Below are 17,180 nucleotides of genomic sequence, written 5' to 3'. Positions count from 1 at the left end.
GTTTTATCCTATCTCAGCTTCAGCCAGCCATTTTGGCAAGGACACGGTCGATCGCTGCATCGATAACAACGTCGAGTTCCGCATCGTCTGCCTCCGGCATCAGGGACGCTGCGTCCTCGTCGGAGATCAGCTCGATCAGACTGCCGAACTTCTCTTTATATTTGAACTTGCAGACTGCAAAGAATACAACACCGAGGAGGCTCCAGCCGCCTACCATCAGCCACTCCTGCCATACCAGCGTTCCGCCGGAACCAGGAATGCAGTAAACAAGCACCATGCATCCGGACATCAGAACTGCCATCGTTCCAACAAATTTGTACGCCGGAACACGGTACGGACGCGGCATATCCGGCTCTTTCTTCCGCAGGATCAGGAAGGAAAGAGATACCATACAGTAGGCAAGACAGCATCCAAAGTTACCTGCATCACAGATCCACACCATCATGCCTCGTCCTGCAAACGGAGCCAGCATAGTCAGCGCGCCGATCAGGAACAGGGCGTTGATCGGAGTTTTGTGCTGCGGATGAAGCTTTGCGAACATCGGCGGAATCATGTAGGATTCAGCCATAGAGTACAGGGCACGGGAACCGCCGATCATAAAGGAGTTCCAGGATGTGATGATACCGCACATACCGCCGACGATGATGACTTTTGCCATAACCGCTGTACCGAACGCTTTCGCCATCGCATCTGCTGTGACAAGTCCGGTTCCTGCTTCCGAGCTCAGGATTTCGGACGGGTTCAGCACATAGCCGACAGCCAGGATAACACAGGAATAGAAAACAACAGCGAGTACAACGGAGAGAATCATCATTTTACCGATTTTCTTTAACGGAACGTTGATTTCCTCTGCTGCCTGCGGGATAACGTCAAAGCCGATGAAGAAGAACGGGGTAACAACAGCAACTTTGATGATGTTCTGGAACATCGTTCCGGTGCTCTCGCCGACGAACATCTGTCCCTGCAGATTGCTGGAATCTCCGTTGATCACGGATGCCACAATCAGAAGGATACCAGCGCCGCCGATGATACAGGTAAGGACCGTCTGCAGAACGGCTGCTGTTTTTGCGCCCAGCACATTGATCAGTGTGATGAGGAACGCTACAATAACGGCTACGGCTACCCAGGAAGCATAGATATCAAATCCTGCCACGCTGTACATATAGCCTTTCAGGAATCCCGGCCACAGATACGTGATGATGGTTGGGAAGGCGCACGCCTCGAAACACGTAACACTGACATATCCTAAAATAATCGCCCAGGTACAGATGAACGAACCGTTCGGGCCCATCGCCTTGTAGCTGAAGACGTGCTCGCCGCCGCACTGCGGCATCGCTGCAGTCAGTTCTGCGTAAGTCAGTCCGATGAAGAAGATCATGACACCGCCGATCGCGAACGCAATTGAAGCTCCGACAACGCCGCCCTTCTGAATCCAGCTTCCTGAGGATACGACCCAGCCCCAGCCGATCATGGCTCCGAAAGCGATGACGAGAATATCCCATGCACCTAATACTTTGTCAAATTCTGATTTTTTCTGTTCCATGGCTTATTCCTCCCCGCTTCCGTATTTCTTCTGAATCAGTTCCTCGAGATATTCCGCTGTGCCCTCCACACCAAGGAATGCACTGTTGATCAGAATGTCTCGGTTGTGCCGGTCTCCGCGGTTGCTGCCGGTCAGCGCCAGATGACGCTTGTGATACCGTTTGTCCTTCTCGAGCAGCAGAATTTTTGCATCGCTCTCGGAAAGGCTGTGGCTCTTCATGATATTCTGAATGCGGATCTCATCCGGTGCATAGATAAAAGCCCGGAGGAGCTTGATATCTTTGCTGTCCTTTAAGATGTAATCCGCGGATCGTCCGATGATGACGCAGGCCTCTTTTTCTGCCAGTTTCCGGATGATCTGCTTCTGTACATGAATCGCACGCTCGGTCAGGTCCGCATATTTTGAGAAGGATCCACGGACATCGCCCTCGGCTCCTTTTCCGGCAATCGTACCGCCCTCTTCTACACGGTTCATGATGTCTTTCGGAATTCCGACTTCTTCAATAATCTGATCCACCAGATCGCGATCGTAGAACTTAATTCCGAGATCCTCCGCAATTTTCCTGCCGATGGCATTTCCTTTGGCTCCGTACTCGCAGCCGATTGTGATAACCAGATGTCCCATACCGTTTTCCTCTCACATTTAATTTCTCTGTTTTACCTGTTGTTTCCGATTCACAGAATGAAAAGAAAAACAGGACAGGGGCGAAGCATGGTTCTTTGCTTTTTGACGTCCTTGTCCTGTTCTTTTCACGCTATGAGATTTTCTTTGTTTCTATAAGAATTCTTTATTTTTCCAGAGCTTTTACGGTTTCTTCGATGATAGCAACTGCCTTGTCGCAGTCCTCCTCGGTTACGATAAGCGGAGGGATCAGACGAATGATGTGCGCTCCGATGGCGGTGATCAGCAGATGGCGGTCAAGGCAGCCATGTTTGACTTCTACGCCGCTGATGGTATCATCAAACTCTACGCCGACCAGCAGTCCCTGATGTCTGACTTCTTTGACATGCGGCAGTTTTGCTAATTTTTCTGCGAAGTAATCACCGACTTTCTTTGCATTTCCGGCAAGGTCGCGGTCGATCAGTTCGTTGACTTCTGCCAGTGCTGCTGCACAGCTGACTGGATGGCCGCCGAAGGTAGTTCCGTGAGATCCCGGGGTAAAGGCTTTTGCTACTTCAGCTGTTGCGCAGATTGCGCCAATCGGCATTCCGCCGCCAAGACCTTTTGCCATGGATACGATATCCGGTTTGATGCCGTAGTTCATGTAAGACATTACCGCACCGGTTCTGCACCAGCCGGTCTGTACTTCATCAATCAGAAGCAGCATGTCGTTCTCATCACAGAACTTCCGGAGTCCCTGCATGAACTCTTTCGTTGCCGGATGAACACCACCTTCGCCCTGTACCGGCTCAACCATGATGGCGATGGTGTTTTCGGTACATGCATCTTTGAAGGCCTGCAGATCATTGTACGGTGCGTAGGAGAATCCGTAGGTCATCGGTCCGAATCCAACCTGGCATCCGTTGCCCGGCTGACCGGTTGCAGACATGGCACCGAAGGTTCTTCCATGGAAGCCCATCTTTGCGGTTACGATGTGGTAACGGTTCGGGCCGTATTTCTCGATGCCGTACTTTCTTGCCATTTTGATCATGGCCTCGTTCGCCTCGGTACCGGAGTTCTGATAGAAGATCTTGTCCATGCCGATGGTCTCGCAGACTTTCTCAGCAAGCAGTGCCTGCGGGATGGTGTATGGATAGTTGAAGGTATGCATGATATCGTCGAGCTGCTCTTTTGCTGCAGCAACAACTTTCGGGTTTCTGTTTCCGGCGTTGTTTACGGCGATGCCTGCGTAAAAGTCAAGATACGGCGTTCCGTTTTCGTCGTACATGTACATCCCCTCTGCGGTTTCTGCAAGGAAATCGAAACGCTCGTAGGTCTCGATCATGTACTTGTTTACTTTGTCTTTGATGTCCTGAACCGTTAATCCTGTGTCTTTTAATCTCATAGTGTTATCCTCCCATAGCGTTGAAAAGATTTTTTAAATAAAAAACAAAAAAGCAAAGACTACTCGTTGGTAAGCGTCTTTGCTTTGTTTTTCGTTTATTATTTTGTACAACCATACAATAGCACCACTCCCTATATTTGTCAATTACTTTTTTTAAAAAAGTTTTTTATTTTTGCTTTTTCTTTAACACCCGCTTTTTCTATTCTTTTTTGATGTTTTTTCGTCTTCCACCGTATTTTTTTTCATATCCGTTGTTTTTTATTCTGATGTTCCAGTGGACTTCTGTCCATTATATTGAACAGTTCATTCAAAAAAAGAAAGCCTGTTATTCTGCGGCTTTTAGTGATAGTCGAGAAAGAAACACATGCAGCTCGTCTTCTCCGTCCCTCTGTTGCGGTAGATGTGGGTCTGGTCTGTCTCGAAACGGAATGCCTGCTTCAAGTGGATCTCATGCTCTTTTCCATTGCACTCCACGGTCATCACGCCGTCTGTCACCACCAGGTACTCTCTTGTTTTCTCTCCGTGGCCGCCGCTCACATACGTTCCGCCCGGTTCGATGTCGATGCGGTAGATTTCCACAAGCCGCGTGTCCTCATACGGAAAGAACGTCCACACAGTGTACTGCCCCTCCAGCTCTTTCGTCGGAACCAGATTCTCCGGTGTCACAAGATAACTATCCACCAGCGGCGTTGCAATCAGCTCCTGAAATTCAATCCGCAGGCCGCTCGTAATCTTCCCGAGCACGCCAAGCGACGGGTTCGCCGTTCCCTTTTCGATCTGCGAGAGCATACTCTTGCTGACCCCGGTCTGCTCTGAGACCTGGTCGAGACTCATCCCTTTCGACTGCCGGATCCGTTTCAGATTGACCGCCACATTTTCTGTCAGATAATCCATGTTCTTCCACCTGCCTTTCTTCGTATTTCGCTCATTGTAGCACACCTTCCTCCGATATTCCAGTGAATATTTTTAAACTTTCTGCCGCCTTTCCCCGCTTCGCCTTTCTTTTCTTCCTTTATCCGCCCGGGTTTCAGGCACTTTTCTCTGCCTTTCCCAGGAAAAGCGCCCTTCCGCCGGATTTGTATTTTTGTCAGACCTTTTCCATCCGCATCTGCCGCAGAATCTTCTTTTCCATCCGCGACACCTGCACCTGCGAAATCCCCAGTTTTCCGGCGATCTGCGCCTGCGTCATGTCCTGAAAATAGCGCATGTAGATGAGCTGCCGCTCCTTCGCGGGCAGTCGTCCCAACAGCTCTTCCAAGAAAATCCGGTTCAGCAGCTTTTCCTGCCCGTTCTCTTTTTCCGGAATGCGGTCCATCAGAGAAATATCGTGGTTTTCCCCCTGATAGATGGTCTTCTGCAGCGATTCCACCTCCGCGCCGGACTCCATCGCCTCCACGATTTCTTCCACGGTAACATCAAGCTCCCCCGCTATCTCCGCCAGCGTCGGATCGCGCCCGTTCTCCCGCTCCAGCCGCTCACGCACCGCATACGCTTTCCACGCCAGTTCCCGGATCGGGCGGCTCACCTTCACCATCCCCTCCGACCGCAGAAACCGCCGGATCTCCCCCGCAATCATCGGAACCGCATACGTCGAAAAACAGACTTCAAACGAAGGATCAAATTTATCAATCGCCTTCAACAGCCCAATGCTCCCGATCTGGCACAGATCCTCCATCTCCACCCCGCGGTTTGCAAACCGCCTCACCATGCTCCAGACCAGTCCCATATTTTCCTCTGCCAGTGTATCCCTTGCCGCTTTATCCCCTTCGTGTGCCTTTTCGATCAGGGCAAGCGTATGTTCCATGCATTCTGACTCCTATGACTTCCGATCCGGCCCTTACATTTCCGGATGCACACCGATTTTCCGTTTCATCACCACTTCCGTCCCCCATCCCGGATGCGACCTTACTTCCAGCTCATCCATAAACGCCTCCATAAACGAAAACCCCATCCCCGACCGCTCCAGCTCCGGGCAGGTCGTAAACATCGGCTCCATCGCCTTCTCCACATTTTCGATCCCGACGCCGGTATCTTTTACCGTCACCTGAAACACCTTCTCCTCCAGATCCAGCACACACTTCATCTGAATTTTCCCTTTTTCCTGCCGGTATCCGTGAATCATCGCATTCGTAACCGCCTCCGAAATCGCCGTCTTGACATCCGCCACTTCCTCCACCGTCGGATTCAGCTGCGCCAGAAACGCCGCCGCAGACACCCGCGCAAAACTCTCATTGCAGGGACGGCTCTCAAATTCCAGCGTCATCGTATTCCACCGCATCTTCTCTTCTGTTTTCATCCTTTCTCGCATCATCCCATTCCCCTTTCTGCCCACTCCCCGTCCAAAACCTACTTCCACGTCTTCTCCTCTTCCACCTCAATCACCCGCGTCACCCCCGACATCACCAGAATCCTCCGCATCCGCTCTCCCACATGCACCGCTCTCACCTTCCCGCCAATCAGCTCCATCTCCCGAAACCTCCCCATCACCAGTCCAATCCCCGAACTGTCCATAAACACCGTCTTCCGAAAATCAAACACCACCTCCCTCACATTCCTCTCCACCAAAATCTCCCCCGCCTCCTCCCGAAGCCGGTCAGCCACAAAATGATCCACCTCTTCCGGAAGCCGAATCGTCATCACCGCATCCTTCACCCAAACACGATTATCCATTTCCCATCCTCCCTTTTTCCTGTCATAAAATAAAAAACACAAAAGATTTTTCGCCGTAAAGCGAATTTCATCTTTTGTGTTTTATCTTCTCACTTTTATACTTTTTTGCCCTTCGTCCCACGCACCCTCCGCGTAGTCAGTGGTATCAGCCCGACGAAACAGCGCCGCATCTCCTGCGGCATTCTGCCCCGTGGGCATCCGTCCTCACTATTCCTCCGTCTTCACAGTCCCCCCCAGCGCCTCAATCTGCTGCTCGGCCTTAGTAGCCTTCTGGGTTCCCGGGAACTTATCGATGATCTCCTGGAACACCGAAATCGCATTATCGGTATCCCCACTCAGCCGATACGCATGCGCCAGATAGTTAAGCACCGTATAGTCACTGTCGTTGATATTCTTAGCCTTCGAAAGCTTATCAATCGCCTCCGTGTAATTCGAATCATCAAACGCACTGACGCCAGAATCTGAGAGTTCCTGGAACATCGTCGACTGCATGCTCTTGTAGATCGTATCGTAAACGGCTCTTGCATCTACAGAGAGGGCCTCCGGGTTGACCTCCGTCAGTGCATTGGTTGCATTGCTTGTATTGCCCTGCTGCTGCGCTTCCACTGCTTTCAAAAGGTTTTCATACGAAGCCACCGTGTCCTGTGCCGTCTGGATCTGCTGCTGGGCAGATGCCGTCGTTTCGTTCAGGGAATCCACCTGGCTCTGAAGCTGATTCAGCTGCGCCTCCTGGCTCGCCATTTTTCCGCTGTATTCCACAACCTTTTCATCCGCCTGGCGGTTAATTCTCTGCGTATTCGCCGGCCCGACGAGAAACCACACAACCAGTGCGCCGAGCACCAGTCCAATGCCGATATTCAGCATGGTAGCCGCCGTCGATGTCTCGCGGAACGTCGGCGGAATAATCACCGTATCGCCGCTTACTACCCGCTCTCTTTCGTCCTCCCGCTGCTCTTCCGTCCGCTCCCTGCGTCCGAACCGCCTCGGCTCCAGCGATGTCTGCGTACCCGTCTGGAAGTCAACCTCCTTCAGGAAACGCAGCGTCGTCGAATTTGTCTTGTCAATTTTCGCCGCCTTTTTCAGAATCTTCCGCGCTTTCTCATACTCACCCTTGTGAATATAAATCAGCGCCAGCAGATGATATCCCTTGATCAGCTTCGGATTCTGGTTCAGAATCTTGCGCAGCTGGATTGCAGCCACATCCTCATTGTTCTCGCGGCAGCATTTCAGCGCACTGTTGTATTTCTTGATCGTCTGATTGATCATATCCAGCTTCGCCTGCTCCGCCTGCAGCGTCGCAATATACTCCGTCGCCACATTATTCTCCGGCATAATATTCTTGCTGATGATCCACTCACTTAACGCCGCAACCGCTTCACCCGTCTCAAAATAGACAAGGCCTAACAAGTTCCGCGCATGGATATTGTATTTGTTAAACTTCAGGCTCCGCCGCAGCATATCAATCGCTCCGGAAAGATCCCGGATCTCTGCCTTGTCGAGGCCCAGATTGTAGTACATATTCGAAAGAGAAAAACATTTTCTCTGTACTCTCAGGTTAAAACCACAGTTGGGACAGATCTCCATTCCGACGTCCACAACCGATTTACAATTCATACAGTTCATTCCGGCACCTTACTCTTCCTTTTCCGCTTCTGTCTCGTTTTCCTGTTCCGGCTTGTCGTTTTTCATCATTTCTTTCAAAATGTCGATCACATCCGTCAGATCACGGCTGTAAATCGCATCCTCCACCTCGTCCACATCGAGACACGGTTTAAACTTCTTCAGTTCTTCTTCGTAATTTAACATAAACAAAAAATTCCTTCCTGTATTCGCTAACCATTCCGCTTTGCAAGATATGCTTTCAGTTCGCCCGCCAGATACAGAGAACCCACGCAGAACAGCATGCCGCTGCCCTTCTTTTCCAGTGCCTTCTCATACGCTGCCCCGATCTCCGATTCCGCGCAGACATCCGTGCATCCTGCTTTTCTGAAGTCCTCTGCAAGCACTTCCGCCGGTACGACGCGGCTTCCGTCGATCTGCGTTGCAACAACATGGGACGGATGGATGCCCTCGCAGATTTCACCGATCATCTCATGATAGTGCTTGTCTGCAACTGCCGTGAACAGAATCGTGATCTCGTTTTCTTTCGCAAAATAGCCTGCCGTGCTGACAAACTGTGCAATGCCGTCCTCGTTGTGCGCGCCGTCGATGATGACGCCCGGCGCAGCCATTTCCATACGGCACGGCCATTTGATCTTCGAAAGACCTTCCGCAAGCACGTTCTTAGGAATGTCGTGCACGTCCTGCAGAATATGCATCGTGTAAAACGCAAGGCTTGCATTCATCATCTGATATTTTGCCACGTACGGAATCGCAAGCTCTGCTTTTTCGCCGCCCAGGTATGCAAAGGTAAAGGTGATGCCCTCGCGGCTCTGTGTTTTCATCTCATAGAACGACGGCTCCATCGGCCATGCCGGGCTTCCCATCTCTTTCGCCTTTGCGGCAATGACAGACGCCGGACCTGGCTGGCTGGCGTCGTAAATCACCGGGACACCGGCTTTGATGATGCCGGCTTTCTCTCCCGCAATCGCCTCGAGGGTGTCGCCGAGATACTCGGTGTGGTCGCGGCTGATGGACGTGATGATGCATGCCAGCGGCTTTTCGACCACATTTGTCGCATCCAGCCGTCCGCCAAGGCCGGTCTCCATGACCAGGTATTCCACGCCGGCTTCTTTGAAAATCAGCATTCCCATCAGGAACAGCGTCTCAAAATAGCTCGGATGGCCTTCGCCCTCCGCCTCGTATTCTTTGGCTGCTTTTTCCACTTTGAGAAATGCGTCGAGAAACTGCTCATCCGACACATCTTCCCCGTTGATCTGGAACCGCTCGTTGATGCGTACAAGGTGCGGGGAGGTAAAAAGTCCTGTCTTTTTGCCGCCTGCAAGCAGCATCGCATTCAAGTACGCGCAGACGCTTCCCTTTCCGTTCGTGCCCGCCACATGGATAATTTTGATCCCTTCCTGCGGATTCCCAAGGCGCGAAAGAAGCTCCCTCGTATGTTCCGGCGGATGCTTCACCGTAAATTTCGGTATTGTTTCGATATAATCAACTGCTTCTGTATAATTCACTTTATTTCACCATTCTTCAGTATTTTAGGGCTGCTTTCAGACCCTAGTATCATTATAATCGAGTGACCGGATATGTCCATAGCAATTTTCAAAATTTTGTCCCGACTTTTCGACTTTCCCCGTAAAAAGATACAGTGGGACGTCAAAATCCGCCCCACTGTATGATCTTTCGGACACTCTTTTTAATTCTGCAGACCGCCGTCTTCGGCCGGTTTATCGCTGTTTTCTGTTTTTGACGGCTCAATCTTGTCGCCTTCGCCCTCCGGCGCACCGGACGGCGCTGCCGTCAGTTCATCCTGCGGCGCAGTGCTCGTATTGGCATTTTCCTGTGTCACGTCCGTTTTCGTGCTGTCCGGGTTCGGCGTCGGCGTCGGTGTAGATACCGTTTTTGGCTCTTCATACATCATCGGCTCTGTCCTTGTCAGCACCTTCTTCGTCGAGCTGTTGCTCTGCTGCGCGATTGTAATCTGATCACCGTCTTCCAGGGTCAGACTATGCACCATCAGAATCGACGGGCTGACATAAACGGTATCCTGTATCTCCTCGTTGACTTCCACACGGCTCGATGCCGTAAAGTTTTCTCCGTAAAAATACCAGGTATCTTCTCCGGATTTTTCGATTCGTTCCAGTGTTACCGGCAGAGCACCCATCTGCAGCTTCACACGCTCATACGGTGTCTCTCCGTCTTCTCCGTAAACGTACCGTTTTCCATACAGCATATCATACTGCAGCACCTCGAGATCCACCTGATAATTCTTCGTATTCCGTCTCGTCTGATGATACCGGAAAATGGTTCCGTCATGAATTCCCACACGGTTCATAACCTCTGCTGCAATCTGGTAGGAAGCAATGTTTTCCTGTTTCCTTTTCAGTCCCATATTATCCCAGATTACGTATTCGGTCTGATACAGATAGCGGTTCTCCAGATCTTCTACTTTCAGTCCCATCGTTGGCAGATGGTCCCCGTACATCACAAGTACCACCGGCTCCGGATAATCCGCAAGCTTTGTCGTCAGCTCTTTGACAAATTTGTCCATCTCATGAATCTGATTTACATAATATTCCCAGGAGTAATTATTTTTTTCCCGGTCTTCCGCGCCTGTCACTGTAATCTCCGGATCGTCAAGCACCGGCTCTGTCGGATAATCACCGTGGCCCTGTACCGAAATCGTATAGATATAATCCGGTTCGTCTGTCGCATCGAGCGTTTTTATGATCTCTTTTGTCAGAATATGGTCTTTTACCCATCCTGTCGCCGTCACATCCGAGATATCCGGCATATATTCCTCCGAGGTAAAGGTATCAAAACCAAGACGTGAGAATACACTTCTTCTGGAATAGAAGTTTGCTTCATTGTTGTGGATCGCATGGGTCGCATAGCCAAGATTCTTTAAAACATACGGCGCACTCTCACACGTCTCCTCTGAAAGCACCGATTTGTACGGATACTCACCCGCTCCGAAATACCGGAGGCTCATGCCGGAAATAGTTTCAAACTCTGTGTTTGCTGTTCCGGCTCCCACCACCGGCACGCGGAGATAACCGGAAGAATAATCCTTCATCAGCTGCCGGTAATACGGGATCGGATCCTCGGAAATGTTGAGGAAATTAACCAGCTCCGGATCGAAAAAGGACTCCAGCTGCAAAAAGATAATATTCGGTTTTACCGTATCATCCTCTTTTTGTTCGCCTTCACTCGTCTCAATCTGTTTCACGAGCTGTTCGGAATAGCCGTTCGGCTCTGAAATTCCCGTATCAAACAGGGTGACTGCCAGACAGTACGGATAGCCGTAATCCTGGTAGGCAAATGCGATGTTGACGAAATAGCTGGAAAGCACACGCTTTGCAAGCGCCAGATTTGTTGCTCCCGTAAAGAGTACAATTACCAGAGCAATCAACGGCACATTCAGATACCAGCGGATTTTCCCCTGAAATTTCGGTCCTTTGATCCAGACCCATACAAAAAATGCCAATAATGCCACAAGGGCTGCTACGACGAGGATCATGGTACCTTTCGACAGATACTTCGTCACGACCTTTGCGCCGTCACTTAAATTCCGCAAGTCCGGTCCGGTAAACGGCGTGACGCGGTTTGCCAGAATCACACCGTTAATGATGCCGAGCAGCAGCCAGAAACAGCTCATCACCAGCCGTACCAGCACACGTCTGCGGAACAGATAAACTACCATAAAAGTAGTGAAGATCAAAAATGCATTGTACAAAAAGACCCATGGGCTTTCCACCATGTAGCTCCATGCAGATGCCAGCGAATGGCGGGAAAATGCTTCAATCACCAGATACAGAATACAGCATCCCAGGGCCTGCAGCGGCAAAGAGAGCCAGTTGCAGACTTTCACTACGGTTTCCTTGTTTCCATGCAGTTTTTTTCCTTTTTTCATTTATTTTTTCAGCTGCTCCAATCTTGTCTGAACCTGCTCCATCATCTGCTGATAGTTCGCCAGTTTTTCTTTCTCTGCCTGAACTTTTGCTTCCGGAGCTTTGTTGATAAAGTTCGGGTTGCCAAGCATGCCGTTGGAACGTGCGATCTCTTTTGTCAGACGCTCTTCCTCTTTCGTAAGGCGGGCGATCTCTTTTTCCAGGTCAACCAGCTCGGCAAACGGAATGTAGATCGTTGCCTGCGGGATCACTGCGGATACCGCATCGTCTGCGATGCCGGCTTTGTCTGCCTGTACGTGAACTTCGCTTGCTCCTGCCAGAGTTCCGAAGAATACAGCACCGTTTTTGAAGGTTTCCTGTACAGCAGCATCTTCCGTTACAACGAATACGCTTGCTTTCTTTGACGGCGGTACGTTCATACTGGTGCGGACACCACGGATGCTTCTTACCGCCTCTTTCATCATCTCAACGGCTGCCTCATCCTCTGCGTATGCAAAGTCTTCGGTCTCTTTCGGCCATGCGGCGATCATGATGGAATCCTCGTCCGGATTCAGTGTGCAGTAGATTTCCTCTGTGATGAACGGCATAAACGGATGCAGCAGCTTTAATGCATTGCCAAGAACGGTTTTTAAGGTCCACAGTGCAGCGCCCTTCGTCTCGTCGGTCTCGCTGTACAGACGCGGTTTTACCATCTCGATGTACCAGTCGCAGAACTCCTCCCAGATAAAGTCGTAAACCTTCTGTACGGCGATACCGAGCTCGTAGCGGTCCATGTTGTCCGTTACTTCCGTTGCCAGCGTGTTTACCTTAGAAAGAATCCATTTATCTGCCAGTGTCAGTTTGTCTTTTGGCATTTCAGACGGAACTTCTGCTTTTTCCAGGTTCATCATGATGAACCTGGAAGCGTTCCATACTTTGTTTGCGAAGTTACGGCTGGCTTCTACACGCTCCCAGTAGAAACGCATATCGTTTCCAGGTGCATTACCGGTCATCAAAGTCAGACGGAGAGCATCTGCACCGTATTTGTCAATGACTTCGAGCGGATCGATACCGTTTCCGAGGGATTTACTCATCTTGCGTCCCTGGGAATCACGAACGAGTCCGTGGATCAGTACGTGGTGGAACGGAACCTGTTTGGTCTGCTCCAGTGCGGAGAATACCATACGGATAACCCAGAAGAAGATGATGTCGTATCCGGTTACGAGTACGTCGGTCGGATAGAAGTAATCAAATTCCGGTGTTTTCTCCGGCCATCCTAACGTGGAGAACGGCCACAGAGCAGAACTGAACCAGGTGTCCAGGGTATCCGGGTCCTGGGTGAGATGGGTGCTGCCGCATTTCGGGCATTTTTCCGGCATTCCGCCTCTTACAACGGTGATCTCGCCGCAGTCATCACAGGTGTAAGCCGGGATGCGGTGGCCCCACCAGAGCTGACGGGAAATACACCAGTCATGGATGTTATTCAGCCAGTTCTGATAAATTTTGCTGAAGCGGTCCGGGATGAAGTTTACTTCGCCGTTCTTCTCCGCTTCGCTGGCAGCGGCAGCCATATCCGCCATTTTTACAAACCACTGCGGTTTGATCATCGGCTCTACGGTTGTCTTACATCTGTCGTGGGTTCCTACGTTGTGAACGTGATCCACTACTTTTACAAGAAGGCCAAGCTTCTCGAGATCCTCTACCATGGCTTTTCTTGCCTCGTAGCGGTCCATGCCGGCGTATTTGCCGCACTTGTTGTTCATGGTTCCGTCATCGTTTAAGATGTTGATCTCTTCGAGGTTGTGGCGTTTTCCTACCTCAAAATCGTTCGGGTCGTGTGCCGGTGTAATTTTAACGCATCCGGTTCCGAACTCTTTGTCTACGTAAGCATCTGCGATAACCGGGATTTCACGGTCGGTCAGCGGCAGTTTCAGCATTTTTCCTACAATATCGGTGTATCTTTCATCCTCCGGATTGACAGCTACGGCAGTATCGCCGAGCAGAGTCTCCGGACGGGTCGTTGCGATTTCTACGAAGCGGCCTTCTTCTCCAACTACCGGGTAGTTGATGTGCCAGAAGTGGCCTGCCTGCTCCTGATATTCAACCTCTGCATCGGAGATGGAAGTCTGGCATACCGGGCACCAGTTGATGATGCGGCTTCCTTTGTAGATCCATCCTTTTTCATACAGACGGCAGAATACTTCTTCTACGGCTTTGGAGCATCCCTCGTCCATGGTGAAGCGTTCTCTCTCCCAGTCTGCGGAGGAGCCGATCTTTCTTAACTGGCTGTTGATGCGTCCGCCGTACTCTTTCTTCCACTCCCAGCAGTGCTCCAGGAATTTTTCGCGTCCGATTTCATCTTTGTCGATGCCCTGCTCTTTGAGCATATTGGTAACTTTTACCTCGGTTGCAATCGCCGCATGGTCGGTTCCCGGCTGCCAGAGGACTTCATATCCCTCCATCCGTTTGAAACGGCAGAGAATATCCTGCATGGTGTTGTCGAGTGCATGGCCCATGTGAAGCTGTCCGGTTACGTTCGGAGGCGGCATCATAATGGTAAACGGTTTTTTGTTCGGGTTTACAGTGGCGTGGAAATATCCTTTATCCAGCCATTTCTGATACAGTCTGTCCTCGAGTCCTTTCGGATCGTAGGTCTTTGCGAGTTCTTTGCTCATGAGATCCTCCTTTTATGTTTGGTGTATTGTGGTATTTATTCCCGCAGAGGCTTGTCTTAAATCAAAAACGCCCTTCACATACACATAACATGCATGCAAAGGGCGAAAATTCCGCGGTACCACCTTAATTTGTATCTCGTTTCGGAGTCTGTAACGTGACTCATGCGTGAGAACCTAATCATCACATCTTCTGTGCTTTTCAGCTCTCCGGTTCAGAAGCTACCTTCCATGACCACCTTCCCGGACAGCCTTTCAGCCGGTGAACCGTCCTCTCTTTTGGGGCCTGCCATGTACTCCTCTTCCTCATAACCTTTTCTTTTTCTGTTGGAATAGAAACTGCATTTATCATAATCGCGTTTTTTTATTTTGTCAAGCCGCCGCGGGCAAAAACCTTTCTTCTTATGGAAGTTTTAAGATTTCACGCGCTTATTTTCGGTGAATCCGCGATGCACAGTACTGCATTTCTGCGCGGCCGTACGACGCGTAGCGGACCTGTTCTTTCGAAAACGGCTTCGCATTGCTTGGCCGTCCCAGGTTTTCGCCGTGGATCACCTGATCCACAAGGTCGATGAGATCTGCGAGAACGCCGAGGCTGAGCGGATTGTAAACCGGATGCGCCGTCGATTCAAACACCTGCGTGTGATGACCGCCGAAGAATTTCATGCGGCCGCCCTTTTTCACCAGCCACGCCATCAGACCAACCAGACCATCGTAATACTCTTCCAGGCTCGTTCCGCCCGGCACCTGCATCCAGACACCGCAGCCGCTTCCGATCGCATCTCCGGTGAACAGGTAATTCTGTTTCGTCTCCAGCACAACAACGCTGCCCGGCGTATGGCCCGGTGTCTGACAGACGGCCAGCTCTGTGCCGCCGAGCGGAATCACGGAATCGGTACGGATGTCATGAATCTCCTCCCACGGTTTTAATTTTCCCGCTGTCAGCATCACAAGCGTCTCTGGATCCATCTTCTTTTCATCGTGGCACATGTACACCTCATCAAACTCATCCATGTGATACATGTGATCCGGATGCGCATGCGTGATGACCAGCAGAAGCGGCTTGTCCGTCAGCTCACGGATCACCGGCAGAATCTTTGTGCCTGCCGTAATGCCGGTATCAATGACAGCCGCTTTTTCTTCACCTTCTACTACATAGAACGATGAATTTCCTGCGTCCAAAATACAGTAAATTTTTTCCCCGATTTCTGTTACCTGAAAACCCTCCATGATGTAAAACCTCCTTAAAATAATAATGTACCCTCGGAGTCTTTCTGTGCTTGCTTTTTTCCTTTCGGCAATTCAGTGCCCCGCATTCTCTTCCCCGATGATGATCGAAAGCAGCGTATGATCCAGCATGATCGTGCGGTTCCACGGATTGAAAATCACACCGCTGATCTCCTTTGTTTCGGATGCCATGTGGATCAGCTGTTCCAGACTCACGAGAAACGTAGATTTCACGCTGCTGCTCCCCTTTAATTCCTCATCAAAGCTCGTAAACGCGGCCCACCAGACTTTTCCGTCTGCGCTCTTTACCGTTCCGATCCGGATCTGATCGTCGCCGGATGGCGGTTCCACGGAAAGAATCGCCTGTCCGCCCTCTTTCATTCTGCGGCGGATTACCGTCAGCACATGTGCCAGCAGTTCCGGCGTCGGCTCCTTTTGCAGTCCCAGAATTGCTTCCTCTATCGTTTCATTCCCCTGCAGCCCTTCGTCCTTTGGAGTTTCCATTTCTTTTGCCATTGCTCTTGTCCTTTCTTTTTCGCTTTTCCCACACAGAATCTGTGTACCATCATCCCCGGCAGCTTCGGCACTTCCGATGACATTTACTCTGCGCCTACCCAGATGCCGTCTTCCCCGCAGAATCTGCGCTCTTTTGATAAATCCAAAACGTTTTCCATCCGCTTTAAGATCTGATCGTACTTCCCTTCCCGCATCAATGCAATCGTCACCTGATCCGTTCCGATCTGCAGATGGCGGAAGCCGCGTTTTCCTTCCTCCGTCCACGGCAGAGTCAGCTCCAGTTCAAAGCCGCCGCTGCTTCCGTACAGCTCACCCGGCTGTTCGTCCGCAAACAGCTCGAAAAGCGGCTGATAATATGCTTTGAAATAATTCTCCTCTGGAAACCAAAGTGTCCCGTCCCCGGTCCGCTCCGGCTCTTTTACAACGGCATTCAGATAGCCTCTCTCGTAATACGTCATGCACGCCGCGCTCTTCGCCAGCGGATTTTCATTGATCTTCTCGATCTCCGACGCCGCCCGGCATCCGTTTCCAAAGGCCGCCTGGCTGTTCTCGCTCCTGCCGACCGGCTCCCAGACGCTCCATGCGTTCTGCTTTCCGTATCCGATCAGATCCTGGCGGTATGCACCGTTGTATTTTACAAATTTTTTCTCCCCCGGCTGCTCGATCAGGTTCAGCGGTACCATACAGTCAATTCCGTACAGCTTCTGCGCAATCAGCCGCGTGTAGATGATGCCGAGATAATGACAGATTGCACTGCGCTCCGCCGTGTCGAGATACATAATCTGCTCCGCTTTTACCAGCTGGTCGCCGCGTGTTTCGAGCACACTCTCCACCATCGCAATCCGTGACTGCAGCTCCGCCTTCCGTTTTCCGCGGTAGCGCGCCGACAGACGGCCGTACGGCATCGTGCTTGCAAGAACCGCGTGCAGCAGCTCCAGATTCGTGTATTTGATCATAATATCTTTCTTATTTAAACCGAGCTCTGCGTCGGTATCGACTTCCGTCACATTGATGATATATGTTTTTTCTTCGGTCAGTATCAT

Annotated in this window: 15 protein-coding genes and 1 other annotated feature; all 15 genes read right to left on the bottom strand. The window is 50.9% G+C overall.

Annotation, left to right across the window (positions count from 1 at the left end):
• Positions 1–19 precede the first annotated feature (19 nt).
• The 15 genes from DXA55_RS10645 to DXA55_RS10580 all read right to left on the bottom strand — a co-directional run bounded on the left by DXA55_RS10645 (position 20) and on the right by DXA55_RS10580 (position 17,180).
• Positions 20–1,543 carry an APC family permease gene (locus tag DXA55_RS10645; RefSeq protein ID WP_055219995.1) on the bottom strand — a complete coding sequence of 508 codons (1,524 nt, stop codon included), beginning with the start codon at positions 1,541–1,543 and terminating at the stop codon, positions 20–22.
• Between the two features lie 3 nt (positions 1,544–1,546).
• On the bottom strand, positions 1,547–2,167 hold the full coding sequence (locus DXA55_RS10640; protein ID WP_117509835.1) for a cytidylate kinase-like family protein: 621 nt from the start codon (positions 2,165–2,167) through the stop codon (positions 1,547–1,549).
• Between the two features lie 163 nt (positions 2,168–2,330).
• Positions 2,331–3,548, bottom strand: a complete 1,218-nt coding sequence (locus DXA55_RS10635; protein WP_117509834.1) for an aspartate aminotransferase family protein — start codon at positions 3,546–3,548, stop codon at positions 2,331–2,333.
• A 339-nt stretch (positions 3,549–3,887) separates the two neighbouring features.
• Entirely contained in the window at positions 3,888–4,442 is a 555-nt protein-coding gene (locus DXA55_RS10630) for a helix-turn-helix domain-containing protein (protein WP_117814115.1), read from the bottom strand.
• A gap of 193 nt (positions 4,443–4,635) precedes the next feature.
• A complete protein-coding gene (locus DXA55_RS10625; protein ID WP_055220004.1) occupies positions 4,636–5,352 on the bottom strand; it encodes a SigB/SigF/SigG family RNA polymerase sigma factor in 717 nt (238 codons plus the stop codon).
• A 33-nt stretch (positions 5,353–5,385) separates the two neighbouring features.
• On the bottom strand, positions 5,386–5,856 hold the full coding sequence (gene spoIIAB / locus DXA55_RS10620) for an anti-sigma F factor (RefSeq protein WP_270423031.1): 471 nt from the start codon (positions 5,854–5,856) through the stop codon (positions 5,386–5,388).
• 38 nt (positions 5,857–5,894) lie between these two features.
• Positions 5,895–6,218 carry an anti-sigma factor antagonist gene (locus tag DXA55_RS10615; protein ID WP_022461763.1) on the bottom strand — a complete coding sequence of 108 codons (324 nt, stop codon included), beginning with the start codon at positions 6,216–6,218 and terminating at the stop codon, positions 5,895–5,897.
• Between the two features lie 207 nt (positions 6,219–6,425).
• Positions 6,426–7,841, bottom strand: a complete 1,416-nt coding sequence (locus tag DXA55_RS10610; protein ID WP_117814113.1) for a tetratricopeptide repeat protein — start codon at positions 7,839–7,841, stop codon at positions 6,426–6,428.
• 9 nt (positions 7,842–7,850) lie between these two features.
• Positions 7,851–8,024, bottom strand: coding sequence for a hypothetical protein (locus DXA55_RS17315; protein ID WP_022461761.1), 174 nt, complete (start codon positions 8,022–8,024; stop codon positions 7,851–7,853).
• A gap of 26 nt (positions 8,025–8,050) precedes the next feature.
• The gene (locus DXA55_RS10605) at positions 8,051–9,346 is read right to left on the bottom strand and encodes a bifunctional folylpolyglutamate synthase/dihydrofolate synthase (RefSeq protein ID WP_117509831.1); all 1,296 of its coding nucleotides are present in this window, start codon (positions 9,344–9,346) and stop codon (positions 8,051–8,053) included.
• Positions 9,347–9,528: 182 nt separating this feature from the next.
• Positions 9,529–11,745, bottom strand: coding sequence for an LTA synthase family protein (locus tag DXA55_RS10600; protein ID WP_070100823.1), 2,217 nt, complete (start codon positions 11,743–11,745; stop codon positions 9,529–9,531).
• On the bottom strand, positions 11,746–14,397 hold the full coding sequence (locus DXA55_RS10595) for a valine--tRNA ligase (protein ID WP_055220009.1): 2,652 nt from the start codon (positions 14,395–14,397) through the stop codon (positions 11,746–11,748). It lies immediately after the preceding gene.
• 95 nt (positions 14,398–14,492) lie between these two features.
• Positions 14,493–14,713, bottom strand: a binding site (T-box leader).
• Positions 14,714–14,823: 110 nt separating this feature from the next.
• Positions 14,824–15,624 (bottom strand): MBL fold metallo-hydrolase, encoded by an 801-nt coding sequence (locus DXA55_RS10590; RefSeq protein WP_055266294.1) that lies wholly within the window; start codon positions 15,622–15,624, stop codon positions 14,824–14,826.
• A gap of 72 nt (positions 15,625–15,696) precedes the next feature.
• Positions 15,697–16,137, bottom strand: coding sequence for an SseB family protein (locus DXA55_RS10585; protein ID WP_242991156.1), 441 nt, complete (start codon positions 16,135–16,137; stop codon positions 15,697–15,699).
• Between the two features lie 83 nt (positions 16,138–16,220).
• Positions 16,221–17,180, bottom strand: coding sequence for a hypothetical protein (locus tag DXA55_RS10580; protein ID WP_117814112.1), 960 nt, complete (start codon positions 17,178–17,180; stop codon positions 16,221–16,223).

This window comes from Blautia sp. OF03-13, from assembly GCF_003460685.1.
Lineage (GTDB): Bacteria > Bacillota > Clostridia > Lachnospirales > Lachnospiraceae > Fusicatenibacter > Fusicatenibacter saccharivorans.
This window is presented reverse-complemented; position numbering and strand designations above follow the sequence as displayed.